23 protein-coding genes are annotated in these 24,684 nt (G+C 52.7%); 17 read left to right on the top strand and 6 right to left on the bottom strand.

The genetic code is table 11. The features are described from left to right. The first annotated feature begins 16 nt into the window (after positions 1-16). Both BN6471_RS06380 and putP read left to right on the top strand, forming a co-directional pair. Positions 17-1,144: a glycerate kinase family protein gene (locus tag BN6471_RS06380; protein WP_066646688.1), complete on the top strand. Its 1,128-nt coding sequence runs from the start codon at positions 17-19 to the stop codon at positions 1,142-1,144. 154 nt (positions 1,145-1,298) lie between these two features. Next, complete coding sequence (gene putP / locus BN6471_RS06385) at positions 1,299-2,789, top strand: sodium/proline symporter PutP (protein ID WP_066646690.1); 1,491 nt, start codon at positions 1,299-1,301, stop codon at positions 2,787-2,789. A 63-nt stretch (positions 2,790-2,852) separates the two neighbouring features. Here the strand turns inward: putP and BN6471_RS06390 are convergent, their stop codons facing one another. The 3 genes from BN6471_RS06390 to BN6471_RS06400 form a co-directional block, all read right to left on the bottom strand. Beyond that, a complete protein-coding gene (locus BN6471_RS06390; RefSeq protein WP_066646692.1) occupies positions 2,853-4,283 on the bottom strand; it encodes an MATE family efflux transporter in 1,431 nt (476 codons plus the stop codon). Continuing rightward, positions 4,261-4,734, bottom strand: coding sequence for a MarR family winged helix-turn-helix transcriptional regulator (locus tag BN6471_RS06395; RefSeq protein ID WP_066646694.1), 474 nt, complete (start codon positions 4,732-4,734; stop codon positions 4,261-4,263). Before BN6471_RS06395 ends, BN6471_RS06390 begins: the two co-directional genes overlap by 23 nt. Before the next feature lie 114 nt (positions 4,735-4,848). Next, positions 4,849-5,691 (bottom strand): pirin family protein, encoded by an 843-nt coding sequence (locus BN6471_RS06400; protein WP_066646696.1) that lies wholly within the window; start codon positions 5,689-5,691, stop codon positions 4,849-4,851. 123 nt (positions 5,692-5,814) lie between these two features. Here BN6471_RS06400 and BN6471_RS06405 point away from each other — a divergent pair, with 123 nt between their 5' ends. Both BN6471_RS06405 and BN6471_RS06410 read left to right on the top strand, forming a co-directional pair. Then, entirely contained in the window at positions 5,815-6,765 is a 951-nt protein-coding gene (locus BN6471_RS06405) for a nucleoside hydrolase (protein ID WP_066646699.1), read from the top strand. A gap of 64 nt (positions 6,766-6,829) precedes the next feature. Continuing rightward, a complete protein-coding gene (locus BN6471_RS06410; RefSeq protein WP_147553995.1) occupies positions 6,830-7,120 on the top strand; it encodes a hypothetical protein in 291 nt (96 codons plus the stop codon). Positions 7,121-7,176: 56 nt separating this feature from the next. Here BN6471_RS06410 and BN6471_RS06415 read toward each other — a convergent pair whose 3' ends face one another. Then, a complete protein-coding gene (locus tag BN6471_RS06415) occupies positions 7,177-8,043 on the bottom strand; it encodes a MurR/RpiR family transcriptional regulator (RefSeq protein WP_066646703.1) in 867 nt (288 codons plus the stop codon). Positions 8,044-8,500: 457 nt separating this feature from the next. Here BN6471_RS06415 and BN6471_RS06420 point away from each other — a divergent pair, with 457 nt between their 5' ends. From BN6471_RS06420 to BN6471_RS06480, 13 genes are all read left to right on the top strand, one after another. Continuing rightward, the gene (locus BN6471_RS06420; RefSeq protein WP_204213234.1) at positions 8,501-10,600 is read left to right on the top strand and encodes an oxidoreductase; all 2,100 of its coding nucleotides are present in this window, start codon (positions 8,501-8,503) and stop codon (positions 10,598-10,600) included. 5 nt (positions 10,601-10,605) lie between these two features. Next, positions 10,606-11,520, top strand: coding sequence for a sugar phosphate isomerase/epimerase family protein (locus tag BN6471_RS06425; RefSeq protein ID WP_066649861.1), 915 nt, complete (start codon positions 10,606-10,608; stop codon positions 11,518-11,520). Positions 11,521-11,530: 10 nt separating this feature from the next. Then, positions 11,531-12,562: a bifunctional heptose 7-phosphate kinase/heptose 1-phosphate adenyltransferase gene (locus BN6471_RS06430; protein ID WP_066646705.1), complete on the top strand. Its 1,032-nt coding sequence runs from the start codon at positions 11,531-11,533 to the stop codon at positions 12,560-12,562. Between the two features lie 5 nt (positions 12,563-12,567). Next, on the top strand, positions 12,568-13,599 hold the full coding sequence (locus BN6471_RS06435) for a Gfo/Idh/MocA family protein (protein ID WP_066646707.1): 1,032 nt from the start codon (positions 12,568-12,570) through the stop codon (positions 13,597-13,599). A gap of 14 nt (positions 13,600-13,613) precedes the next feature. Then, entirely contained in the window at positions 13,614-14,381 is a 768-nt protein-coding gene (deoC, locus tag BN6471_RS06440; protein ID WP_074025760.1) for a deoxyribose-phosphate aldolase, read from the top strand. Positions 14,382-14,488: 107 nt separating this feature from the next. Next, positions 14,489-15,640: a substrate-binding domain-containing protein gene (locus BN6471_RS06445; protein WP_066646708.1), complete on the top strand. Its 1,152-nt coding sequence runs from the start codon at positions 14,489-14,491 to the stop codon at positions 15,638-15,640. Between the two features lie 236 nt (positions 15,641-15,876). Then, entirely contained in the window at positions 15,877-17,391 is a 1,515-nt protein-coding gene (locus tag BN6471_RS06450) for a sugar ABC transporter ATP-binding protein (protein ID WP_066649865.1), read from the top strand. 19 nt (positions 17,392-17,410) lie between these two features. Further along, positions 17,411-18,424, top strand: a complete 1,014-nt coding sequence (locus BN6471_RS06455; RefSeq protein WP_066646713.1) for an ABC transporter permease — start codon at positions 17,411-17,413, stop codon at positions 18,422-18,424. 1 nt (position 18,425) lies between these two features. After that, positions 18,426-19,412: an ABC transporter permease gene (locus BN6471_RS06460; RefSeq protein ID WP_066646714.1), complete on the top strand. Its 987-nt coding sequence runs from the start codon at positions 18,426-18,428 to the stop codon at positions 19,410-19,412. A 34-nt stretch (positions 19,413-19,446) separates the two neighbouring features. After that, positions 19,447-20,283: an HAD family hydrolase gene (locus BN6471_RS06465; RefSeq protein WP_204213236.1), complete on the top strand. Its 837-nt coding sequence runs from the start codon at positions 19,447-19,449 to the stop codon at positions 20,281-20,283. A 1-nt stretch (position 20,284) separates the two neighbouring features. Next, positions 20,285-21,265, top strand: coding sequence for a GSU2086 family protein (locus BN6471_RS06470; RefSeq protein ID WP_066646716.1), 981 nt, complete (start codon positions 20,285-20,287; stop codon positions 21,263-21,265). A 5-nt stretch (positions 21,266-21,270) separates the two neighbouring features. Beyond that, positions 21,271-22,167 (top strand): aldose 1-epimerase family protein, encoded by an 897-nt coding sequence (locus tag BN6471_RS06475; protein ID WP_066646718.1) that lies wholly within the window; start codon positions 21,271-21,273, stop codon positions 22,165-22,167. Beyond that, complete coding sequence (locus tag BN6471_RS06480; protein WP_082903375.1) at positions 22,151-22,747, top strand: D-sedoheptulose-7-phosphate isomerase; 597 nt, start codon at positions 22,151-22,153, stop codon at positions 22,745-22,747. Before BN6471_RS06475 ends, BN6471_RS06480 begins: the two co-directional genes overlap by 17 nt. Positions 22,748-22,842: 95 nt before the next feature. Here the strand turns inward: BN6471_RS06480 and BN6471_RS06485 are convergent, their stop codons facing one another. Then, a complete protein-coding gene (locus BN6471_RS06485) occupies positions 22,843-23,298 on the bottom strand; it encodes a MarR family winged helix-turn-helix transcriptional regulator (protein WP_066646723.1) in 456 nt (151 codons plus the stop codon). Then, positions 23,285-24,679, bottom strand: coding sequence for an MATE family efflux transporter (locus BN6471_RS06490; RefSeq protein WP_066646724.1), 1,395 nt, complete (start codon positions 24,677-24,679; stop codon positions 23,285-23,287). The genes BN6471_RS06485 and BN6471_RS06490 overlap by 14 nt, the downstream gene beginning before the upstream one ends. Positions 24,680-24,684 lie beyond the last annotated feature (5 nt).

Genomic DNA, 24,684 nt, shown 5'->3' on the forward strand with positions numbered 1-24,684 from the left:
AAAGGGGAGAACACACATGAAGATACTTTTGGCGCCGGATTCCTTTAAAGGGACTTTTTCCTCAGAGCAGGTAATCGATATGCTGGCGGATTCGATCCAGCGGAACTGGGGCGGGCAGGAATTGATCAAAATCCCGGTGGCAGACGGCGGCGAAGGAACGACGCAGGCGTTGGTGATCGCGACGGGCGGGGAGTACCGCAGTGCGCGTGTCCACGATGCGCTCGGCCGGGAAATCGACGCGGAATACGGTGTGATACACGACGATACGGCGGTGATCGAAATGGCGGCAGTCGCGGGCCTTGTCCAGATCCCGCCGGCGAGGCGCGACCCGCTCGCGCTTTCTTCGCGCGGGTTGGGAGAGCTGATGGCGCATGTACTTGCGGACGGGTTCCGCAAGATATTGATCGGGATCGGCGGCAGTGCGACCAACGACGGCGGTATGGGGATGTTAAGCGCGCTGGGGGCAAAATTTACAGCTAGCGGTACGATTTTGCCGGGAATCGGACAGGATCTGGAAACAGTGGACGCCGTGGATCTTAGCGGACTGCTGGGCGCACTGAAGGAAACGGACATCCGAGTGATCTGCGACGTGACGAATCCCTTGCTGGGAGAACATGGCGCGACTTATGTATACGGCCCGCAAAAGGGCGCGGTGGGCAAGACCGCCGAACGGCTGGAACGCGGGATGGAACGCTATGCGGCACTGATGAACCGCAGCCTGGGGATCGATATGGTAAGCGCACAGGGCGCAGGCGCGGCGGGGGGCGTAGGCGCAGCGCTGGGCTGTATATTGGGCGCGCATATGGAAAACGGGATCGAACTGGTTTTGGAAACGGTGCGCTTTGACGAGCTGCTGCGCGGTGTAGACCTTGTAGTGACAGGCGAAGGCAGGCTGGATGGGCAATCGGTCAAATATGGAAAGGTACCGGTGGGTATTGCGCGGCACTGCAAGGAAAGGGGCGTGCCGGTGGCGATCATCGTGGGCAGTGTGGGCGATGGCTGGGAGAATATTTTCGACGTGGCGGATTGCAGCATCATGAGTACGGTGGATGCGCCCATGACACTGGAAGAGGTGCTCTCGGACGCACAGAGGCTTTTTCGCAATGCGGCGGACAAAATGTTCAAATTCATGAAGCTCCTTTAAATGCGGGGCAAAACCCTGCGTGTTTGAATATTGCGTACATGGCAAAGACCCGCTTTTTGGCGGGCCTTTGCCGTTTTAGCGGGCATATGCTTGATAAACGCGGTTATTTTCAGTATAATGACTAAGTAATTATCATTTTTTAAGGGGAATCTGTATGGAACTGGATTGGGGAGTTGTCCTTTCTTTTATCGGTTATTTTATTTTTGTACTCTTGATTGGATTTTATTTTTACAAAAAATCCTCCAACATCTCGGACTATATGCTGGGCGGCCGTGGACTGCATCCGGCGGTCGCTGCGCTTAGCGCACAAGCCTCGGATATGAGCGGATGGCTGCTGATGGGCCTGCCGGGCGCGCTGTATCTCTCGGGTATGAGCGAGGTATGGATCGGCGTAGGCCTTGCCGTGGGCGCGTACTGCTCGTGGCTGGTCGTGGCGAAACGTTTGCGCCAGTATTCGTATGTGGCGGGCGATTCCATCACCATCCCGCAGTTTTTTGAGAACCGTTTCAAGGACGAGAAGGGCGTGCTGCGCTTCATCAGCTCGGCGGTCATCCTCGTGTTTTTTACTTTTTACGTAGTATCCGGTTTTGTGTCGGGCGGGACAGTTTTCAAGGCGGTGTTTCCGGGCATGGACTATACCGTCGCGATGGTCATCTGCGCCGCGGTCATCATTGCGTATACCTTTATGGGCGGCTTTAAGGCCGTTTGCTGGACGGACTTTTTCCAGGGTATGCTGATGTTGGTGGCGATTTTTGTAGTGCCGCTTGCCGTAATGGGCAAGCTGGGCGGGCCGGCGGAAGCTGTCGCGGCTGCAAACCAAGTCGCGCCGGGGTTCCTCGATCCGTTTACGACCACAAACGGCGAACCGCTTGCGCCCATGTCGCTGATTTCAAACCTGGCCTGGGGGCTGGGATATTTTGGAATGCCGCATATCATCATCCGTTATATGGCGATCAAAGAACCCCGCATGATTAAGGCTTCCCGCCGGATCGCGACGGGATGGATCATCCTTGCGCTGATCGGCGCGGTCATGATCGGTATTTTCGGACGCGTTTACTTAGGGGATATGTTTACAGATGCGGCCGGCGCGCAGACGGTATTCCTCGTGTTAGCGGGACAGCTGTTCGTGCCTGTAATCGCAGGGATACTGCTTTCCGCGATCCTTGCGGCTGTCATGAGTACGGCGGACTCACAGCTTTTGGTCGCATCGTCGGCGATTACGGCTGATATTTACGGCAAGCTCGCCAAGAAAAAGCCTTCGGAAAAGAAATTGATGTGGATCGGGCGCATTGGCGTCATCGCCATTGCCGTGCTGGCGGCATTTTTGGCACGCGACCCCAACACTTCTATCATGTCGGTCGTATCGTTTGCCTGGGCGGGCTTTGGCAGCGCCTTCGGGCCGATCGTGCTGTTGGCATTGTTCTGGAAGCGTACGACAAAGAACGGTGCTCTTGCGGGCATGGTCGTCGGGTTCGTGGTTTCCATCGTCTGGAACCAGCTTTTGGCAGGGCCGACAGGCGTCTATGAGATGATCCCCGGGTTTGGGCTTGCGCTTTTGACGTGCGTCATCGCCAGCCTTGCAGGCAAAGCGCCTTCGGAGGAGATCCAAAAGGAATTCGACGAAGCGGTCAAATGCGAAGCGTAAAAACAAGGAATCAAAAAGACCGGTAAGCATTACCGGTCTTTTTGATTGCGATGGGTTTTGGCTTTATATGTCCGCCATGATAAGCTGGCCTTCGTCCTCTTGCCTGATCCAACGGTTCAATTTCTTCATTTCGTATACCATGAAGAAGGCGACGATGACAGCGGAACCGATGTCTGCGATGGGGAAAGCGAACAGCACGCCGTCCAGCCCAAAGAAGAGCGGCATGATCAGCATCATGGGGATGAGCAAAAGCATCTGCCGCAGCATGGACAGGATCGTCGCTTTCAGAGGCTGTCCGGTCGCCTGGAAATAACTCGTAGAGACGATCTGGAAGCCGGAGCAGAAAATACCGATCAGGGCGATATGCATTGCCTTTATCGCAAAAGCTGTAAAGTTGGCGTCCTCGCTGCCGAACAGGTTCAATATCTGTTCAGGGAACAGCTGGCACAAGAGCCCCGCGACCGAAACGACGGCGGTGGAGATCCATGCGGCCATGACATACGTTTGCTTGATCCGTTTGGGCTGCCTGGCGCCGCGGTTAAAGCCAAGAATCGGCTGTGCGCCGATCCCGATCCCGATGCAGGCGGACGCTAAGATCATGGCGACTTTCATGACGATGCCCATGGCGGACAACGCAACGTCGCCGCCGACAGCGCTCTGGTTGCCGTAATATACGAGGGTATTGTTCATCACGACCTGCATGACGCAGGCAACGACCTGTGTGACAAAGGACGAGATACCGAGCATGAATGTCATCTTGCATACGCGCCCTGAAAGCCGCATATATTTTTTGTGGAACTGCATGCTTTTGCCTTTGCGGGCAAAATACACCGTAAGCACGATCGTGGAAATGAGCTGCGAGGTGATGGTCGCGATAGCCGCGCCGGTAACGCCCCAATGCAATACAAAAATATAGACCGGATCAAGTATTGTATTGAGGACAGCGCCGATCAAAATGCTGTACATGGAAAGGTTCGGGCTGCCGTCCGTACGCGCCATGTTGGAAAGCGCAATACTGATGATGGAAAAGGGCGTACCCAGCAGGATCACGAATGCATAGTCGTGCGCATAGGGCAGGCTGGCTTCCGTCGCCCCGAGCATGCGAAGCATGGGGTCTAAGGCCAGGAGTCCTACCACCATGATAGCTGCGCTCAGGATAAGACCCAGTACCAACACATTGTTGAGCGTTTTTTGCGCGGCCTCTTCCTTTTTTTCACCGAGCTTGAGGGCCGCGTAGGCGCTGCCGCCCGTCCCGACCAGCGTCGCGAATGCGGCGAGCACTGTCATAATAGGGAAGGAGATCGTGGTGGCGGCGTTGCCGAGGTAGCCGACGCCCTGGCCGATAAAGATCTGGTCGACAATATTGTAGATTGAATTGACCAGGCAGGAAATGATTGCCGGAAGCGCGAAGCTTCGCAGCAGTTTTCCGATGGGCTGATACCCTAGCGGGTTTTTGGCGGTTGTATTTGGTTCAGAGATTGCTGCTTTTTCCATCTTTGTCCCCCTCAATCAAACTTGAAATATATCCATAGGCGTTTTTCGCCATCTGAGCCATCATCCTGGTCGCTACGGCAACTTCACTCTCGCTCATGCCGTGCTTTAGGATGCTGTTCCATTGCTCTACGGCGGCATACACACTTTCTACAATCGGTTTGGCCTTAGGCGTGGTATAAAAACGGCATTTGCGCTTGTCGTTTTTATCCGCTTCCCGGCGGATATAGGACAGTTCTTCCAGCCTTTGCAGCGCGCGGGTAGCGGTCGCTTTGTCAAAATGGCCCTTGGCCGCAAGTTCCTGTGCGGTCAGGCCCTGCTGCTCCGAAATACGCGCGAGAAAAAAATATTGTCCCGCCCCGATTTGGGAATCGCTTAATTCATGGTCAAAAAACTGCATACTGAACCGGTTGATGATCGAAGCATATTTGTTGAGCGAATATTTCTCCTCCATGCTTACCTCTTTCCAGGACACAAAAAATAGTTGCGCGCGCAACTTGTATTCTTATTATACAATAAACTGATTGCAGGCGCAACTATTTTTTAAAAAAGGGAGGAGGGAGAGCTCCTAGCTATGCTTGATGAAAGTATCTTCTTCAAGTTCGCGGAAGGCATGGTTCAATTCTTCCTGCGTATTCATGACGATGGGGCCGCCCCAGGCGATTTCCTCGTGCAGGGGCTTTCCGGAGAAAAAGATGAAACGCACGCCATCCTTGCCGGCATGGACGGAAAAATCCGTTCCTTCGCCAAAGAGGGCGGCCGTATGGGAAGGTATCTCATTTGTACTGTCGCCGAAAGAAGCGTTTCCTTCCACAATATAGATGAAGACGTTATGCGTATCGTCCGTGGAAAAATGCAGCTGCGCATCTGCTGCCAAGGAAATATCGTAGATGTTCGGCTTTACATACTCGCCCTGCGTGGGGCCGGTATAACCGTTGTAATAGCCGCCGATGATGCGGATCGTGCTTGTTTCGTCCTGCAGGGTCGTGACCATATCAGATGTGATATCAAAATACCGTGGATCGGCCATTTTGTTTTCCGATGGAAGGTTGAGCCACAACTGGAACCCAAGCATATGATCGCAGGCTTGCGGCATTTCCTGATGCAACACGCCGCTGCCGGCCGTCATCCACTGGCAGCCGCCGTCACAGATGCTTCCCTTGTTGCCCATGCTGTCGCCGTGCTCGATATCGCCATGGATCAGGTAGGTAAGCGTTTCGATGCCGCGGTGCGGATGCCAGGGGAATCCCTTGATATAATCCTGCGGATTTTTGGAATCAAATGCATCTAGCATCAAAAACGGATCGAAATCCTGCGTATCGTCATAACCGATCACGCGGACAAGGTGTACACCTGCCCCGTCGATTGTTTTCTGGCCGGTTACGGTTTTCTTTATATTACGGTTTTTCATATCCTGTTCCTTTCCCGAAAATATCTTTGTATCATTATTACCCTTTTACGGGCAAAAATATCAGTTTTTTGTTTAAAAGGGCACGTTCTGCTATAATAATAAAGAAAAAAGGAGCGGTGGATAATGCAAAAAATATTGATCGATTGCGATCCGGGACATGACGATGCGGTAGCCCTTATCCTGGCGACGCGCGCAAGGGAACTCGATATTTTGGGTGTGACGGTGGTCGCGGGCAATAGCGTCCTGGAAAATACGTTGCGCAATGCGCTCGACGTGCTGGCATTTGCGGATGCGGCGGACATCCCCGTATACGCAGGGGCTTCCAGCCCCTTAAAGAGGCCGCTTTACAATAATTCAGGCGTGAAAATACACGGGGAAAATGGGCTGGGGAACCAGAAAATCGACGTGCATGCCGGCAAGGTACAAGATATGCACGCAATGGATTTTATTGTACAGACGCTCAAGGGGGCGGAAGAAAAGATCACGCTGGTCTGTTTGGGGCCGCTCACGAACATCGCGCAGGCATTTTTAAAAGACCCCGCATGTAAGGAGAACGTGGAAAAAATCGTGATCATGGGCGGCGCGGTCTATGCGCCGGGCAATGTCAATTCTGCGGCGGAATTCAATTTTTTTATCGATCCGGAGGCGGCGAAAATTGTCATCAACAGCGGCTGCAGGATCTATTTGAACACATTGGACATCACCATGAAAGCGCTGTTCAATAAAGAAGAGATCGAGCGATTGGAAGAGCATGACCGCGGGAAGCTTTCGCGTCTGACCGGCGGGCTTTTATGGCTGTATGCAGGCAATTACGAAGAAGAACTGGGGATATTTGCCTGCCCGGTGCATGACGCAGTCTGTATTGGCACGTTATTGAGGCCGGAACTTGTGGGCTATGAAAAGGTATGTATGGACGTCAGCACACAGGGGATCACGGCAGGAGAGAGCGTAGTGGATTTTTCCGGCGGATGGGGGCGGAAGGAAAACGTATGGCTCGGCAGGTCTATCGATACGCGGGAATTTGTAAACATGGTGACACAGGCGACATCCCAGGCGCGCGGGGAGTTTGTTTAAAGGACAAAAAAAGTCATTATATATATACCGACTATATTAAATTATGAAAGGTTGGTTGATGGTTATGACGACGAAATTCTATTTGGGGTACACGGAAGTGACCGAAGACGTATATGAGCAGGCAAAGCAAAAGGCAATACAGGAAGGGAACGTGATCGCCGACAGGACGGAAGCAGGCGGGAAGCCTGAATATACGCTGCAAAACGGCACCGTGATCGCCGCGAACGGCGACACAGGATTCAACCGCATTGAAAACGGCGAACGGAAGGAACAGTGGCAGGTCGGCACGGCAAACGACTGGGCGCAGGGGGAATCCCTTGGCACGGGCAAGGCAGAATTCTTTTTTAAGGAATAAAAGGATATATCAAAAAGGCTCCCCTTTTTGGGCGGGGCCTTTTTTGTTGCCGGTTTTTATTCGCCGAATTGTTGGATGCGGAAGTTGCGGCGGTTGGTCCGCGTATGCTGGGCGGCCGCATCCCAGTTGCGCGCCGCATAGGCGACGACGATCGCATCGATGATGGACGTATGCACGATACGCGAAGCGGTACCGAGGTCGTCTAAGGAATTGCTTTTGCGGTAAGCGATGAGGACGCAGTCGCTGTATTCCGCTAAGGAAGAACGCGGGTTTTGCGTCAGGCATACCGTTTTCGCGCCGTTTTCCTTGGCGATGCGCAAGGCCTGCAAGGGAATCTTCGACTGTCCGGAAATAGAGATGCCGAAGGCAAGGTCATTGGTATGCAGGGAATTGGCGAGCACGATCTGCGACATGCCTTCCTGTTCTGCCTGCGCTACCTTTCCATAATGCAGGAAATGTTCCTTGGCGTTGCTGGCGACGATCGCCGAGCTGCCTACGCCGAAAAAACCGATCCGGTTAGAGGCGCAGATCAATTCCAGACAGGTAATCAGGGATTCCTTATCGATCATATCCAGCGTAAAACGAATGTCCTCACATTCGGACTGCATCACTTTGCTGATCACATCCCAGCTGGAATCGGTACGCTTGATGCCGCTGGGAACAGGCTCGGTATTATCGGCGCCGAGGTCCTTGGCCAGCTTGATCTTGAAATCGGCATATCCTTTAAACCCCAGCGACTGGCAAAACCGTACGATGGAAGCCTCGGATACGTCGATATCCTTGGAAAGCTCGGAGGCGGTATTGTCCACTACCTTACTGGGAGCCGCGAGGATACTGACTGCGATTTTCTGCAGGGAATTGGTCAGGTTCTTATAATTGTTCTGGATATAAAGCAAAATACCATAATTCTCGGTGTTCTGCATGTGACACAAACTCCTTTCCAGTGGAATATTTGTGAATTATTATTTCAAAAATAAATGAAACATTCATTCCTATACAACAAATACCATTTATTTTTAAAAATGTCAAGAGGGCACAAAATGAATTGCAAAGCATCATAAACTGTTTAATTAAGGAAAATATTGACATTTAGAAAAAGAAATTCCATAAATTATTTTTGTAAAAAGCATATAATAAGCTAAAAATATTTTATGCGAGAAATTTATTTTTTACTATTGACAGAAAAATAATGAAATGATACACTGATTTTAAATGAAATAATCATTCATAATTTAAAAATCATAAAATAGTATTTCAAAACAAAACTCAAATACAGCGACATCTGCAATGGCACCGGGTAATATATGGATCCTTAAAGATTTCTTTATTTACCAAATAACCAGGTTTTTTATAATCATTTACAGTAAGGAGTTGAAAATTATGAAATACGAACATTTGTTCAGTCCGATTAAAGTAGGCGGTATGGTTCTTCCGAACAGGGTCGTACATGCCCCAACCGACATCAGCTCGGGGTCTTCCACGGGCGAGGTGACGGAGCGGGTCTGTACATATTATGAAGAAGTCGCGAAGGGTGGGACCGGTTTTGTGATCGTCGGCGCTTCCTCGCCTGACCAGCAGACGGGCCGGTGCTCTATTGTGGCGCTGTCTGTCGACCAGGATTATTTCATCCCGGGACTGGCGAGGCTCGCAGAAGCAATCCACCGGGAGGGCGCAAAGTGTGCCGTACAGATACAGCACCCCGGACGCCAGGCATGCCATCCGCGTAAATGCCAGATATCGTGCTCGGACATCATTACGAATATCCCGGGCAGTACGGGCCATGAAATCATTTATGCAGAAGGCGAAGCAAAAGGTAAAATTGCGCGCGCGATGGAAGTGGAAGAGATTTATGACCTGATCGAGAAATTTGCAGAGGGTGCGTGGCGTGTCCAACAGGCCGGATTTGATGCGGTGGAACTGCATGCGGCCCACGGCTACATGATAGCACAGTTTATGAATCCTGTCACCAACAAACGCACCGACCGTTTTGGCGGCAGCTATGAAAACAGGATGCGCTTCATTCTGGAGATCATCCGCAATATCCAGAAGAAATGCGGCAAAGATTTTCCCATTCTTGTACGATACTCGGCGGAAGAATGGATGCCAGGGCACAGGAAACTGGAAGAATCCCTGCAAATCGCAAAAACGTTGGAAGAGGCGGGCGTGGCGGCGCTTGATATCAGCGCGGGAACATTTGAAGCGTCGGAATCCGTCATGGATCCGATGTATTACCAGGAGGGATGGAACACCTATTCAGCCACGGCGGTAAAAGGAGCGGTTAATATCCCGGTGATCACCAGCCATACGCTGCGCAATCCGGAATATTGCGACCAGATCATCGCAGAAGGAAAAACGGACATGGTAGGGCTCTCCCGCCAAATGATCGCCGACCCTTACTGGGCGTTAAAGGCGATGAACGGGGAGGAAGAGGATATCAGGAAATGCATCAGCTGCCTGGTCGGCTGTTGGAAGGAATCGCTGATGGTCAAACGTGAGATGCGCTGTGCGATCAACCCGGCAATGGGCGACGAACGCTTCATGCATATGCAACCGGCTAAAACGCCTTTGAAGGTCGCTGTCGTGGGCGGCGGCGTCGCGGGGATGGAGGCGGCGCGCATCGCAACGCTGCGCGGACATCAATGCACAATCTTTGAAAAAGACAACGAACTTGGCGGCGTGCTGCGGCTGTGCTGTATGGTAGCGCCCAAGAACAAGATGAAATGGTATTTGCATTGGCTGCGCAGGCAGATCGAAAAGCTGGGCGTTACCGTGAAGCTGCGCACAGAAGCAAAGCCTGCGGAACTCAAAAAATATGACGCCGTATTGTGCGCTGCGGGAGCAGAGACGGTAGTCCCGGACATCCCGGGCGTGGATAAGGCCGTGAAATTCAACGATATTTTGGTGTGCTCCACCAAAAATTGTCCTTACTGGCCGGAGGATGGAAAGCCTGCGGCAGCAAAGGTCGGGCAGCGCGTGGTACTGTGGGGCGACCATTACGCAGCGACGGATACGGCGGAGGCGCTGGGCCTGCGCGGCAAGGAAGTCACGGTCATTACTGAAAACAAAGAGCTGGGGGAAGATATCGAGCCGATCCACAAGGAAGTGCTCAAGCGCCGGTTTGATATGAAAAATGGGCGCGGGCTGGAAGGCGTCCCCTACAAGCATAAGGTGAAGGTCTATACGGAAACGACGGTTTTGGAAGTGCGCGATAAAGAGGTTGTGTGCATCGGACGTGACCTTGAGAAATTCACCATTCCATGTGATTCGGTGGTTCTGTGCAAAACAAAGGAGAATACGAAACTGTTCGATACACTGCGCTCTTCTGGGCTAAAGGTGGTCAATATGGGAGACAGTAAGTTGGTACGCAACGTACGCGGCGCAATGACAGACGGCGCGAACGCCGGACTGGTGCTTGACGGGGACATGTTCATGAACCCGAACGGCGTACTGACGAACGGCCGTTCTACGGAAAACAGGTGATGGCGATGAAGCTGGGAATGAATACGGCGATCTTAGGGGCAAAACCGCTGGAAGAGGTGATCGATTTTGCCGCATCCATCGGGCTGAAGTCGATAGAAGCAGCATGCTGGCCGGTGGGCAAAGCAGACAGGCGGTATGCGGGGGTCACGCATATCGACGTGGATCAATTGACGCAGGAAAGGGCTGAGGGAATCCTTCAATATGCCGGGGAAAAAGGGGTACAGATCGGTTCCCTCAGCTATTCCCCGAATCCGCTTGTGGATAACGAGGGACTGCGCCAAACCTATTTCGTACACATCAAAAAGGTGATCGCAGCAGCGGAAAAGCTGGGCGTACGGGCAATCGACACCTTCATCGGTAAAGACCATAAGCGGCCGATTGCTGAAAACATGGAGCTTTTCAAGCGGTACTGGCCGGATATCATCCGTTTTGCGGAAGACCATAACGTGATCGTGACCTTTGAGAACTGTCCGATGTATTTTACGCAGGATGAATGGCCGGGGGGAAAGAACCTCGCGGTATCGCCCAAAATTTGGCGGGAGATGTTCAGCCTTATCGACAGCGGGTACTTTGGTATCACTTTCGATCCATCTCATTTTGCGTGGCAGAGGATGGATTATATCAAACCCATCTACGAATTCCGTGAAAAGATCGTGAATGTACACCTGAAGGATACGAAATTTTACCAAGACAAGTACGACGACGTAGGGATTTTTGCAGATCCACTGGAATACCATGCGCCTAAGCTGCCCGGACTGGGAGACATTGACTGGGGCAGGGTAGTATCTGCCTTGACGGACATCGGGTTTGTTGGCAGTGCGTTCATCGAGGTAGAAGACAGGGCGTTTGAAGGCAGCGAAAAAGATGTGCTGGATTCGCTGCGTATCTCAAAAAATTATATGTCGCAATATATCGTTTGAGGGACAGGCCATGGATGAGAAGCGTTTTTTAGACATCGTAAACGGGTTTGATAAGGTACGGATCGCCGTGGTAGGGGATATATTCCTCGACCGGATATTTTATATCGACAGAAAGCTTGACGAGCCGTCTGTGGAAACAGGGCTGACCGCGTACCAGGTCGCGCGGAGAAGCTGCGTTCCTGGCGCGGCGGGCGTGGTCACGAACAATTTGAGCGCGCTGCGCGTAGGTAAAATTTATGCGCTTGCGCTGACGGGCAACGACGGGGAAGGCTTTGACCTGAAAAAAGGACTGCGGGAAACAAACGTCGATACAGACTACATGGTGAGCGACGACAGTATCTTTACACCGACGTATACCAAAACATTTTTTGATTACGAAGACCGGATGGAAGAGACGCACCGCATCGATATCAAGAACCGCAGGCAGACAAGCAGGAAAACGGAAGAACGCATCATCGCGAATTTAAAGGCGCTGGAAGATAAGGTAGACGCGTTCGTGTGCCTAGAGCAAATTCCCAACGGCGCGTGCGGGGTTTTTACGCCGCGCGTAATTGAAACGCTGGCAGAGATCGGCAAAAACGGGAAAGCGGGTGTGTTCGTGGATTCGCGTTTCCATATCGCGGATTTCCACGATGTGATCGTAAAATGCAACGACCTTGAAATATTGCGGTCGGCGGGTTTTAAGGTGCAGGAAGGCGAGGCGCATTGGCGCAGCGTGGAAGATGCAATGAAGCAGGCGGGTAAGGATACATCACGGCCCATGTTCATATCGTGCGGAGAGCTCGGCATGAAGGTATATACGGAAGGCGAGGTCAAAACGATCCGCGCATTCCGTGTGGAGGGGCCGGTCGATATCTGCGGCGCGGGAGATTCCGCGCTGACGGGGATCGCCTGCGCATTGTGCGCAGGCGCAAGCCTCGAAGAAGCGGCGCTGACCGGAAACCTGGTGGCGTCCATCATTGTGGAGCAGATCGGCGTAACCGGAACGGCTACAAGGGAAAAATTAATCAAAAGATTTCAAGAATATCAGGAGAGGCGGTAAATAGTATGATTAGAATCGGAGTGATCGGCGGCGGAACGATTGTCAGGAGAAGGCATCTGCCGGAAATTTTGGACAACCCGTATGCGCAGGTCGGCGCGGTATGCGATGTCGTCCGGGAGCGGGCGGAGGAGCTGGGCCGGGAATATGGGGCGACCCCATATACGGATTACAAAGAATTGATCAACGACCCGGCGATCGACGCGGTAATCGTGGCGGCGACGAATACAACGCACGCGCAAATGACCATCGAGGCATTGAAAGCGGGCAAGGACGTGATGTGTGAAAAACCGATGGCGGTTTCGCTGGGAGAGGCAAAGGAGATGATCCGTACCTCGGAGGAGACGGGGAAAATGCTGTTCATCGCGCAAAACCAGCGGCTTGCGCCCGCACATATCAAAGCAAAGGAACTGCTCGCGTCGGGAATGCTCGGCAAGGTGATCACCTTCAAATCCACATTTGGACATCCGGGGTGTGAGCACTGGGCACAGGATAAGGGGAAAACGTGGTTTTTCAAAAAAGCGGTAAGCGTGTTCGGGTGCTTGGGAGACCTCGGTATCCACAAGATCGATATGGTGCGTTGGATGATGGACGACGAATTTACAGAAGTGTTTGCCAAAGTGGAAACGCTCAATAAGCGTAACGCGGACGGTGAGCTGATCGACGTGGAAGACAATGCCGTTATGGTGCTCAAAACACAGAAGGGAACTACAGGGACGATCACCGTGAGCTGGACATACGAGATGGAGGATTGCAGCACGGTCTTTTACTGCGAGAACGGCGTGATGACGATCTATGGCAACCCGGAATACCAGGTCGTGATCGAGCGCAATGACGGGACGGCGGATTACTACAAGGTCGGCGAGATTCCCAATAACATCGTACAGGTGAAATCGGGGATTATCGATGAATTTGTATCCTGCATGGTGGAACAGAAGCCCGCGACGATCAGCGGACGGGACGGAATGGAACCGCTCAAGGTCGTGTTCAGCGCATACGAATCTTCAGAACAGAACAAAGCGGTAAAAATAACAGAATAGCGGAGGGGAAAAAGATGAATGAGAAAGTAAAGATCGATGAGGCAAGTTTCCAAAAAGTGAGCACAGAGGGGCTGGATTCGGCAAAAATCGCGAAGATGGTGGATCATTCGCTGCTGCATCCGGCGATGAGCGACGAAGAGTTTGAAGCGGAATGTGCAGTGGCCAAAAAGTATAACGTGGGGGCTGTGTGCGTAAAGCCGTACCACACAAGGCGTGCGGCAGAGCTGATGGCGGGGACGGACATCCTGGTATCGGCGGTGGTGGCATTCCCGCACGGCAACAGCACGACGGAAATCAAGCTGGCCGAAGCGGAGCAGGTACTGCGGGACGGCGCGACAGAAGTGGACGTCGTCGTAAACATCGGAAAGGTGATCAGCGGGGATTGGGCGTATGTCGACAGTGAGATCCGCGAACTCAATGCGCTTGTCAAAAGTTATAACGCGATCCTGAAGGTGATCTTTGAAAACGACATGCTGACGAGCGACGAACAAAAGATCAAACTGTGCCGGATCTGCAGCAAATATAAGGTGGGATTTGTCAAGACATCGACAGGCTACTGCTATAAAAAGGACGCGAACGGCAACTATTATTATGACGGTGCGACTCACCACGACTTGATGCTGATGCGTACATACTCCGACCCGGAAGTGAAAGTGAAAGCGGCAGGCGCGGTCAGCACATTAGAACCTGTGCTGCAGGCATACGAGCTGGGCGCAACGCGTTTTGGGCTGAAGGGTGCGAAGAAGATCGTGGAAGACGCGATAGAGAAATTCGGCAAATAACCGTGAAATACGCGGTCGGGATCGGGGCATAGGAAAAATAATCGTTTTGGCAGGCACGCTGTGTTATGCCTGTCAGGTATATCAATTATATTAAGGAGGAAAGTTAAATGAAAAAAGTGCTATGTATTTTGGTATGTGTTGTGATGGTAGTCGCAGTCATTGCGGGCTGCAGTAACAACAGCACGCCCGCCGAATCATCGGCGGCACAGGAATCCTCTGCGGCTCCGGCTGAATCGGAATCCGCAGCGGCAAGCGAGTCTGCGGCGGCTCCTGCCGGGGATAAGGAAGCTCCTGTTGTGGGAATCTCCACCGGTTCTTCCGGGACGACATTCCGCGACACGATGACACAGGCGTTAAAGGAAGTAGGCGACGAGTATAAGGCTTCCGGCCGCATCAAAGATTATAAGATCGTTGACAATGCGACGAACGGCGACGCGACGGAACAGGCCAACATTATCCGCGACTTTATTTCGCAGGGCGTGGACATCATCCTTTTGAACCCAAACAGCAGCGATGCGCTCAACGGCGTGATCAAGGAAGCGCAGGACGCGGGCATCCTCGTTTTGAGCTATGACGGCACATGCACGGCGAGCGATGTCGTGACAGTGCAGGTAAACCCGTACGACTGGAACTATAAGCTGGTCAGCTTTGTTGCAGAACAAATGCCGGAAGGAACGGCAATCGACATCTATGGCCTTGACGGCCATCCTGGAAACATCCAACGCCTGCAGGCAAGGGACGATGTGTTGAAAGACTATCCGGGTATCGAAATTGTTTCCGAAACATCGGGCGGATGGGACCAGACGGTTGCAAAAGAAGCGGCGGCACAGATTATCGCCAGCGGTGTGACGCCGGACATCGTATTTACACAGGACAGCATGGCTTATGGCGTACTTTCGGCCTTCAAAGACCAAGGCAAGCTGCCCAAGATCATGGTCGGTGAACCGGGAACAGCGTATTTCAAGCTGTGGAAAGAACTGCGTGACTCCGGTGCGGATTTCAAATCGTGCGCAATGCCGAATCCTCCGGGAATCAGCGGTACAGGCTTCCGTGTAGCGGTCAACCTTTACGAGGGCAAAGAATTCAAGGACGATGCTCTGCAGATGGTCAACGATGCAAACACGTTCTTCTATGAAGTGCAGAACTTCTATACGGACGAAAATTTCGATGAAGGATGGGCGCTTTTGGAGGATAAGCCGGACGATTATATGATGACGGAATATATCTCGGAAGAAGACTTGCAGCAGTACTTTAAATAATTGCCACTAAGCAGGGCGTAAGCCCGAACGTACTATCAGCCTGGGCGCGCAAAAAACGCGTCCGGGCAATGGTACGGATTTTCTGCCCGAATTGGCGTCCTGGCCGGCGCCACGGGGAATGGGCGGGCGGAAACAAAGCATTCCAGGCCAGAGGGAAGGAAAAAACTTCCCCATATCAAATACGGATCAAAATCAGTTTGTACCACGGACAAAGGTGAATAAGGCTGGTGAAAAATATGACTGTTTTGGAAGTGAAAAATATACAAAAGCGCTTTGAGGGCGTCGTTGCACTCGACCATGTGGATTTCAAGTGCGAGGCGGGCAGGATCACGGGGCTTTTGGGGGCAAACGGCAGCGGAAAAAGTACGCTTTCCAAGATCATCACGGGCGTATACCGTGCGGACGGGGGAGAAATTTTTTACTGCGGAAAAAAGGCGGCGTTTTCCAATCCGGCGGAATCCAAAAAAAACGGGATATCGATGGTGTTCCAAAACTTGAGTTTGGTGGAGGACCTGACCGTATGGCAGAACATCGCTCTTGGATGCGAAAAGAAAAAAGGCCTTTTCCTGGATAACGCTTCGGCCAAGGAAAAAGCGAAAGCACTCCTTGACGAGCTGTCGCCGGGCATGGATATCGACAAATATGTATACCAGCTCGGGCCGAGCGAAATGCAGATCGTCGAGATCGCAAAGGCGCTGATTGAGGAACCCAAACTCCTGATCCTTGACGAACCGACCGCATCTTTGGAGATCGAACAGGTGAAACGGCTTTTTGCATACATGCGTAAGTTGGTCAAAAAGGATATCGCACTGATCTTTACCTCCCACCGTATGAAGGAGGTCATGGAGATGTGCGATACCGTTTCGGTGTTTAAAAACGGGCGGAACGTCGGAAGCCTGGATTTTGAACGGGAGGAACGGGATTCGGATGCGGTCGTCAGGATGATCACAGGCAAGAAGAAGGAAACGCAGGTATGCGAAAAATGTCCGCGTATCCTGCCGGAAGATAAAATACTGGAGATCAGCGATTTAAACTATACAAACCGTTTAAAACATATCTCCTTTAACCTAAAGCGGGGCGAGATCCTGGGAATCGGCGGGTTGTCAGGGCAGGGACAGGAAGAGTTGATGCTCGCATTGGCGGGGAACTATCCCAAGCCCAATGTGAAGGAGATGCGGATGGACGGCGAAGAGCTGAAGATGAAGAGTCCGGCGGACGCGATCTCTAAAGGGATATTCCTTGTGCCCGGGGACAGGAACGCAGAAGGCCTGTTCCTGCAGCATTCCGTCTATGACAATTTTGTCTATCCCAAGCTGGCGCAGAAAAAACACCCGTTGGTTATCCCGGAGAAAAAGTACAGGGAAGAAGGCAAGGAGACGGTCAAGAAACTGTCGGTCGTGGCCAAGGACTTAAATACCAGGGTAGCGACCCTGTCGGGCGGCAATGCGCAAAAGGTCGTCATTGGAAAATGGCTGACCTTTGATATTAAAGTGCTGCTTCTTTCCGACCCTGCGAAGGGCGTGGATATCGGCGCGAAAGAAGATATGTACCGGTTTATCCAGGAAATGACGCAAAAAGACGGCGCCAGCGTTGTGCTTTATGCGAGCGACGCGGAGGAGCTGATCAAATACTGTGACCGCGTGCTGATCATGTTTGAGGGGCAGTTTGTCGCGGAACTCTGCGGCGACGATATCAGGGAAGACAAGATATACGCCGCGACGATGAGCGGAGTCAAATCCGCCGAAGAATAACGGATGAGGGTGTATAGGGATGAAAGACAAAATCAGTTTGAAAAAAATAACGTCGATTAAAAATTTCCCGAGCATTATGATCCTGGTCGTGATGATTATCATTACAGCCTGCCTGCAGAACAATTTTTTTACGCTGCAGGGGCTGGTCAGCACATCGAACGCTTTTTTCCCGCTGATCCTAATGACAATCGGACAGTCGGTCATCATGATTTCGGGTGCGGTGGATTTATCGAACGGGGCGGCACTATCGCTGATGACGTGCGTACTGGCGGCGACGATGAAGGCCGGCGACCCGTCGACGAGCATAACGGCGATTGTGCTGGTGGTTATTACAGCAGCGGTGTGCGGCCTGCTCAATGGCTTTGCGATCGGTTTTATGCGCGTACCGCCGGTTATCGTGACCTTTGCAACGTCTTATATCTTTATGGGGGCGGGATTGTTTATCCTGCCGCGTCCGGGCGGCGAGTGCGTCAACTGGGTAGAGGGATTCTATAATTTTTCCATGGTCAATGGGATGCCGGAATGGATACAGAACCTGGGCAACGTCATACCGCCCTCGCTTTGGATATTGATCGCAGTGATCGTGATTTGGATGCTCATCAGCAGGACGCGCTTTGGGCGCTACCTGTATGCGACGGGCGGAAACGAGGAAAGCGCCTATGCAAGCGGGATTAATACGGCGCGTACGCGCATCCTTGCGTGCATGTTTAATTCGTTCTGCATCATGCTGACGGCACTGTTCTTTGTGGCGCAGAATCGTTCGGGAGACTATACGCTGGGTGATGCGTTCACCTTAAAGTCCATTGCCGCAGCCGTAATCGGCGGTGTCTCCATGGCAGGCGGACGGGGCGATATCGCAAGCGCGGTGATCGGGGCGCTGATCTTTAGCTTCGTCAACAAGATTATCTTCTTTGCAAACCTGCCCACCGTGTACCAGACACTGGTGAGCGGCCTGATTGTGATCGTTGCACTGATGGTATCGTTCGTGTATACGTCCCTGAACCAGAAAGCAAAGCTGAAGGAGGCGGAATAACATGGAAAAACAAAAAGTAATGATGTCTGAAAACCGTTTTGTGCGCTTTGCAAAATCGCAGAAAAAGGCGCTGATGGTCATCGGGCTGATCCTCCTGCTGTCGGTGATCGGAGAGCTGTTTGTCGGAAACTTCATCAGTTGGAACCAGGCGTTGATGACAGTGAAATTTGCGGCCTTTACCGCGCTGTTCGGCCTGTGCCAGATGGTCGTCGTTTCAGGCGGGGGCAACGCGCTAGACCTGTCCATCGGCTACATTGCGACGTTGTCGGCGATTTTCGGCGTAGCGGTCATGAATGGCAGTAACGGAGGGCTGGTATTGGCGATATTGATCGCCCTTGGCATCGGGTTGTTTTTCGGGACGCTCAATGGCCTGCTGATTTCTTACTTCAACCTTTCGCCGCTCGTGGTGACGATGTCCATGTCGTGCGTGCTGCAGGGAATCATCAATGTATATGCGTCCGGCATGAGTATTTCGGGCACGCCTTCGCCTGTTTTGCAGACGTTGGCGGCACAGTCGACGGCGACGATCCCCAATATCATATTCTTGCTGGTGGTGGTTGTGCTTGTGGTGTATTTCATTATGAAACACACGAAATACGGGCCGGTGCTGTTCGGCGTGGGTGAAAACCCGAAGACCGCTTACCTTTCGGGGGCGAATGTTAAATTCACGCGGTGCATCGTTTTTACGATCAGCGGCGCGATTGCAGGACTGATCGGCCTGATCCTCGCAGGCAACATGGGTATGGCCTATAAGGATATGGCTTCGTCTTACCTGATGCCGAGCTATGCGGCGGTGGTGGTCGGCGGGATATCTCTAAAAGGCGGCGAGGGAAATTATTTGAGGGTCGTCCTGGGGGCGGTGTTCCTGCAGGTGCTGACAAACCTGTTTATCCTATTCGGCGGCGGCGACGCGGTCAAATGGATGGGATACGGCGTGGTACTGTACATCCTATTGCTTGTATATGCAAGCGAGAGGAGAAAGAAATAACGCAACGCGTATTTGATTTGGAGGATCGTATTTTATGCAGCATGAATGGAAAATGGAAATCATAAACGGTACATATGAAAAGGGAAAGTTCCGCTTCGCGCTGTTTGACTTTGACGGGACGATCAGCCTGATCCGCGAGGGCTGGCAGGGCGTGATGAAAAGTTATTTTTACGGCGAGATGCGCGCAACGCCGCTGGGCGGCGGGGAAAGCGAAGAATCGATACGCGCGTGCATCGATGAGTTCGTGGATGTAAACACGGGAAAGCAAACGATCTACCAGTGTTTTGCGCTGGTGGAAGAGCTTGAAAAACGCGGCGGTAAGCCGCTTGACGCACAGGAATATAAGGACGAATACCAGAGGCGGCTTTTAGAACAGGTACAGCACCGGATCACCGGGCTGGAACAAAAGACGATAGAGCCAAAGGCATGCGTCGTGCCGGGAAGCTTCGAGCTTTTAGGGATGCTGCAGAGACATGGCGTGGAAATGTTCCTGGCAAGCGGCACAGACGAGCAATATGCGCAGCACGAGGCGGACATCCTGGGGGTAACGCCGTATTTCAAGGGACGGGTATATGGCGCGCAGCGTGATTACAAAAGCTTTTCCAAAAAGATGGTGGTGCAAAGGATCATCAAGGAAAATGACCTCAATGGAAACGAGCTGATCGGCTTTGGCGACGGCTTTGTGGAAATCGAGAACGTCAAAGAAAGCGGCGGCTTTGCCGTAGGGGTAGCCTCCGACGAAAGGAACCACGACGGCAGGGTGGACGAATGGAAGCGGGAAAGGCTGATCCGCGCAGGTGCGGACATCATCATCCCGGATTTTTCCGGAATCAGGCAGCTTAAAGCATATTTATTTGGAGAGGAGCAATAAAATGCCGTTTGAACAATTTGACAGGAGTAAACTTCACTTGAAGCCATTAGGCGACCGGGTACACGATATCGACCTGTCGGTCATGTTTGACCCGGATGACGTACAGCCGGCTATGGATCACCCAACCATCGACCTGCTTGCGGACCGCATCATCGCGGCGCGCGAAAAGGGGGCGACGGTACTCATGGCCATGGGGGCGCATTGCCTGCGTTCAGGCAACGGCCCACTGCTCATCGAGTTGATGAAACGCGGTTTGATCACACATTTTGCGCTCAATGGCGCAGGCGGGATACACGACTATGAGATGGCGATGATCGGCGCGACAACTGAGAGTGTGGCACGCTATATCAGTGAGGGGCAATTCGGCCTGTGGCAGGAAACGGGCGGGCTCAATGAATGCGCGAAGCTCGCGGTAGCCGAGGGGATCGGATATGGCGAAGCAATCGGCAGGGTGATCGAAGAAAATAATTTCAAATACAAGGATTATTCGCTCTTGGCAGCGGGCTACCGTTACCAGGTACCGGTGACGATCCATGTGGGTATTGGGTGCGACATCATCCATGAACATCCCAACTGCGACGGCGCGGCGCTGGGACAGGCATCCTATACGGATTTCCTGATTTATGCACAGTCCATCACAAACCTCGAAAACGGGGTATTTTTGGACTTTGGATCGGCGGTCATCGGGCCGGAGGTCTATTTGAAGTGCCTCTCCATGGCGAGGAACGTAGCGCACCAGCACGGGAAAAAGATCACGCATTTTACGACCGCGGTATTCGACCTGCATGATCTGGAAGGAAAGAATGTACATGAAACGCCGCCCAAAGGCGACCCGCGGTATTATTTCCGTCCGTGGAAAACGATCATGGCGCGTACGGTCGCGGACGGGGGAGAGAGCCATTACATACAGGGCAGGCACGACCAGACGGTTCCCAACCTGTATAAGAGGCTGATCGAAAAGACAGACAAGACCTTCAGGTAGGAATTATGCGAATCAGGCTTACAAACGGCGGCATGTGCGCAGACATTGATACGCACGGTGCGCAGCTTACCTCCCTGCGCGGCGGGGATGGGACAAAATATATATGGGAAGGCGCCCCGGACTTTTGGGCGGAATCTGCGCCAATCCTATTCCCCATTGTCTGCGATGTGCGCAACAATGAAACGCTGATCGAAGGCAAACGCTACCACATGGAGCGGCATGGGTTTGTAAAGGACATGGAATTCACAGTCGTTTTGCAGGAAAGGGATAAGGCGGTATTGACGCTGGAAGCATCCCCAAAGACGCTGGAGCAGTATCCTTATCGATTTCGGCTTTCCGTATCCTATGTTTTACGTATGAGTGGGATCGATATTGTATTTGATGTGCAAAACCTGGATGACAAGACGATGTATTACCAGTTGGGCGTGCATCCGGGATTTTGCTGCCCGCTCCATGGGGCGGAAGCGTTTGAGGACTACGAGCTGCGGTTTTCGTGCCATGAGAGGCTCACGACGCCGCTGCTCAACGCGAAAAAACGGCTGATTGAAAAGGAAACGGATAATTTCCGCCTGGACGGCGACGTGATCCCACTTGCGTATGGATTGTTTGAGCAGGATGCGCTCGTATTTGATACGCTCAAGTCGCGCAGGGTAGAGCTTGTGCACAGCCGCAGTGGGCAGGGCGTAAGGGTATCCTTCCCGGATTTCCAGATGCTGGGGGTATGGACGCCTGCAGGAAAAGAAGCGCCGTTTGTTTGTATAGAACCGTGGAACGGTACGGCAACGTATGAGGATGAAGGAGACGAGCTGTGCCGCAAGCGCGGGATACAGTCGCTGGAAAAAGAAAAAAGTAAGGACTATAGGATGTGGATCGGGATTTTAGCAGATGAGAAAGGAAAATAACATGTTCCAACAATATCTGGAAGAATATGGGGAAGGACTGGTCGGTGCGATCGGTAAGATTGACCCAATACAGTTTGGGCAGGCGGCCGGGCTTTTGAAGCAGGCATATCTGGAAGACAAACAGGTGATCGTTTTAGGAAACGGAGGGAGCGCCGGTACGGCAAACCACTTTGTATGCGATTTTGGGAAAAATGCGGTCAAGGAACCGGATATGCGCAGGTTCCGCATCCTTTCCATATGCGATAATGTAGAAAAGATCACCGCTCTCGGGAACGATATCGCTTTTTCCGAAATTTTCCGGGAACAGTTGGTCAATTTGATGAACGAGGGAGACGTACTGCTGGCGATCAGTGCGAGCGGAAATTCGCCGGATGTGCTGCGGGCGTGTGAATATGGACGGGAACACGGCGCGCACGTCATTGCGCTTACGGGATTTGACGGCGGCAAGCTGGCAGGCATCGCGGAGGTGAATATGACGGCAAGGCTCTCAAGCTACGAACAAGTGGAGGACATCCACATGATCGTGACGCATATGATCGTAAATTTTTTTAAAGGTAATCCGGAGTACCTGCGCCAATAGCGGGATGATACAATTACTTTTCTCAAGGTCCCGGGCATCCGGGAACCAACAGAAAGCCCCTCCGCCGGGTGCGGAAGGGCTTTTTTGTATATGCGTCATTCTTTCGTGCCAAAGCTTTGTTCGATGGCGGCGGCCAGCGCGGCATACCCGTCCATAAGCGCCTTGCGCTGCGCAGCGTTCATACGCTGGTATGCACGTATTTCCGCATCTTCCAGCGCGGACAACAACCGGTCGGCATAGGCCTTTCCTTCGGCAGTCAGGAATACAAGGTTGTTACGGCGGTCAGCAGGGTCTTCCCTGCGGCGCAGCAGTCCCTGCTTTTCCAGCTTGGAAAGGATGAAGGATACTGTCTGCTTAGGCAGGAGGATCTCATTGCATATGTGCCGCTGCGTACAGCCGCGATCCCCGCAGGCGGAAATCGTATACAGGGTAAATAACGTATTGTCCGATGTCCCGTGCCGCTGCGCCCATCTGTCGTACGCCCGGTTGATGCGGAACCAGTTTTCATAATATTCGTCGATCTCGCGGCGGATCTGCTCAATATGCTCCATAGTCGCTGCTCCTGTTTTTCTTTATTTTACCAGGCTGCAAGGCGCCGGGCAAGTGGACGCCCGGTTGCGCGGAGGCATCCTGCCTTGCGGCCTGCCGCCGGTAGATCAATAGCAGGATCACCGTCAGGGAAGCCTGCGTGCAGGGAAGCAGGAGCCAGATGCCCGTGATCCCCAAAAACAACGGCAATGTGAACAAAAACAACGGCGTTAAGACGGCCGGGTCAAGATATATGACCAATGCGGAAGTCCTGACGTCCGCGATCGCGTAGAAATACGAGGACGAAAGCTTTGAAAACCCGATGAAGGGGAATGCAAAGGCCGAGAAAAAGAGCGCGGCCTCCACGAGCACCGAGGCTTCCGGTGAAGCGCCGAACAGCACGGGGATCTGCGTGCGGAAAAACAGCGCCGCAGCCGCGAGGGCAACCCCCAGAACCAGCACGGTGGCCAGTGCCTTCCGGAAAACGTTTTGCATGGCTTTCTGGTTTTTTGCGCCGTTGAAGTAGCTTAGGAGGGGCTGGACGCCGTCGCCCACACCTTGCAGAAGCCCCTGCGCCGAGGTAACGACATACATCAGTACGGAATAAGCCGCGACCGCGACTGTCCCGCCGTACGCAAGGCATTGCAGGTTTGCAAGGATGATGACGATGGAGGGCGCGAACGTCATACCAAAGGGCGACAGTCCGATCTTCAAAAGCCTGCTTACCGTTCCTTTTTCCGGCTTTAACATGCGGAGCGGGATACGGTTTTCTTTTTTATGGTACAGCAAAATAAAACCAACCAACGCGACAAGCGCTTGCGCGATCACAGTTGCAAGGGCGGCCCCGCGGATCCCTAAGCCGAGCGCCATGACGAACAAGGCATCCAGGATGATGTTTGTAACCAGGCCGCTGACCATGGCGGCCATAGCCGCGATGGTCTTGCCCTTGTTGCGCAGCAAAGGCGCGATACCGGTGCCGAGAATCTGGAAAACGCTGCCAGCGGCAACGATCTGCGCATACTCCCCGGCGGCGCTGAGCAGTTCGCCGCGCGCGCCCAGCAGGTGCAGGATTGGTATATACAACAAGGAAAACAGCACGGTCATCAGGGCGGACGCCGCCAACAGCATAAAAAAGGTGTTGCCAAACGCCCTCTGCGAGCCGGAAATGTCATTTTTTCCGTAACGTGTGGACATTACAACAGAGCCGCCCACGCCGATCCCGGTGCCGGCAGCGAGCAAAAACGATGCGATGGGCCATGCAATATTGATGGCGGCAAGGCCCAAGTCGCCTACGGCCTGGCCGACGAAAAAGCCATCGACGATCGCGTAAAAACCACAGAGAAACATCGTGAGCATAGAAGGAAGGATATACTTCCAAAACTGTTTTTCGTTGGGGACTGACATGGTAA

Origin of the sequence: Christensenella timonensis, from assembly GCF_900087015.1 — a bacterium.
Taxonomy (GTDB): domain Bacteria; phylum Bacillota; class Clostridia; order Christensenellales; family Christensenellaceae; genus Christensenella; species Christensenella timonensis.

What these genes read in the sequence shown, in the direction of transcription:
- BN6471_RS06400 (WP_066646696.1), bottom strand. Translation starts at nt 5,691, where the DNA reads ATGAAAAACCGTAATATAAAGAAAACCGTAACCGGCCAGAAAACAATC.
- BN6471_RS06470 (WP_066646716.1), top strand. Translation starts at nt 20,285, where the DNA reads ATGCCGTTTGAACAATTTGACAGGAGTAAACTTCACTTGAAGCCATTA.
- BN6471_RS06480 (WP_082903375.1), top strand. Translation starts at nt 22,151, where the DNA reads ATGAGAAAGGAAAATAACATGTTCCAACAATATCTGGAAGAATATGGG.
- BN6471_RS06475 (WP_066646718.1), top strand. Translation starts at nt 21,271, where the DNA reads ATGCGAATCAGGCTTACAAACGGCGGCATGTGCGCAGACATTGATACG.
- BN6471_RS06435 (WP_066646707.1), top strand. Translation starts at nt 12,568, where the DNA reads ATGATTAGAATCGGAGTGATCGGCGGCGGAACGATTGTCAGGAGAAGG.
- BN6471_RS06395 (WP_066646694.1), bottom strand. Translation starts at nt 4,734, where the DNA reads ATGGAGGAGAAATATTCGCTCAACAAATATGCTTCGATCATCAACCGG.
- BN6471_RS06405 (WP_066646699.1), top strand. Translation starts at nt 5,815, where the DNA reads ATGCAAAAAATATTGATCGATTGCGATCCGGGACATGACGATGCGGTA.
- BN6471_RS06490 (WP_066646724.1), bottom strand. Translation starts at nt 24,679, where the DNA reads ATGTCAGTCCCCAACGAAAAACAGTTTTGGAAGTATATCCTTCCTTCT.
- BN6471_RS06380 (WP_066646688.1), top strand. Translation starts at nt 17, where the DNA reads ATGAAGATACTTTTGGCGCCGGATTCCTTTAAAGGGACTTTTTCCTCA.
- BN6471_RS06410 (WP_147553995.1), top strand. Translation starts at nt 6,830, where the DNA reads ATGACGACGAAATTCTATTTGGGGTACACGGAAGTGACCGAAGACGTA.
- BN6471_RS06445 (WP_066646708.1), top strand. Translation starts at nt 14,489, where the DNA reads ATGAAAAAAGTGCTATGTATTTTGGTATGTGTTGTGATGGTAGTCGCA.
- BN6471_RS06430 (WP_066646705.1), top strand. Translation starts at nt 11,531, where the DNA reads ATGGATGAGAAGCGTTTTTTAGACATCGTAAACGGGTTTGATAAGGTA.
- BN6471_RS06485 (WP_066646723.1), bottom strand. Translation starts at nt 23,298, where the DNA reads ATGGAGCATATTGAGCAGATCCGCCGCGAGATCGACGAATATTATGAA.
- BN6471_RS06415 (WP_066646703.1), bottom strand. Translation starts at nt 8,043, where the DNA reads ATGCAGAACACCGAGAATTATGGTATTTTGCTTTATATCCAGAACAAT.
- putP (WP_066646690.1), top strand. Translation starts at nt 1,299, where the DNA reads ATGGAACTGGATTGGGGAGTTGTCCTTTCTTTTATCGGTTATTTTATT.
- BN6471_RS06455 (WP_066646713.1), top strand. Translation starts at nt 17,411, where the DNA reads ATGAAAGACAAAATCAGTTTGAAAAAAATAACGTCGATTAAAAATTTC.
- BN6471_RS06390 (WP_066646692.1), bottom strand. Translation starts at nt 4,283, where the DNA reads ATGGAAAAAGCAGCAATCTCTGAACCAAATACAACCGCCAAAAACCCG.
- BN6471_RS06450 (WP_066649865.1), top strand. Translation starts at nt 15,877, where the DNA reads ATGACTGTTTTGGAAGTGAAAAATATACAAAAGCGCTTTGAGGGCGTC.
- deoC (WP_074025760.1), top strand. Translation starts at nt 13,614, where the DNA reads ATGAATGAGAAAGTAAAGATCGATGAGGCAAGTTTCCAAAAAGTGAGC.
- BN6471_RS06465 (WP_204213236.1), top strand. Translation starts at nt 19,447, where the DNA reads ATGCAGCATGAATGGAAAATGGAAATCATAAACGGTACATATGAAAAG.
- BN6471_RS06420 (WP_204213234.1), top strand. Translation starts at nt 8,501, where the DNA reads ATGAAATACGAACATTTGTTCAGTCCGATTAAAGTAGGCGGTATGGTT.
- BN6471_RS06425 (WP_066649861.1), top strand. Translation starts at nt 10,606, where the DNA reads ATGAAGCTGGGAATGAATACGGCGATCTTAGGGGCAAAACCGCTGGAA.
- BN6471_RS06460 (WP_066646714.1), top strand. Translation starts at nt 18,426, where the DNA reads ATGGAAAAACAAAAAGTAATGATGTCTGAAAACCGTTTTGTGCGCTTT.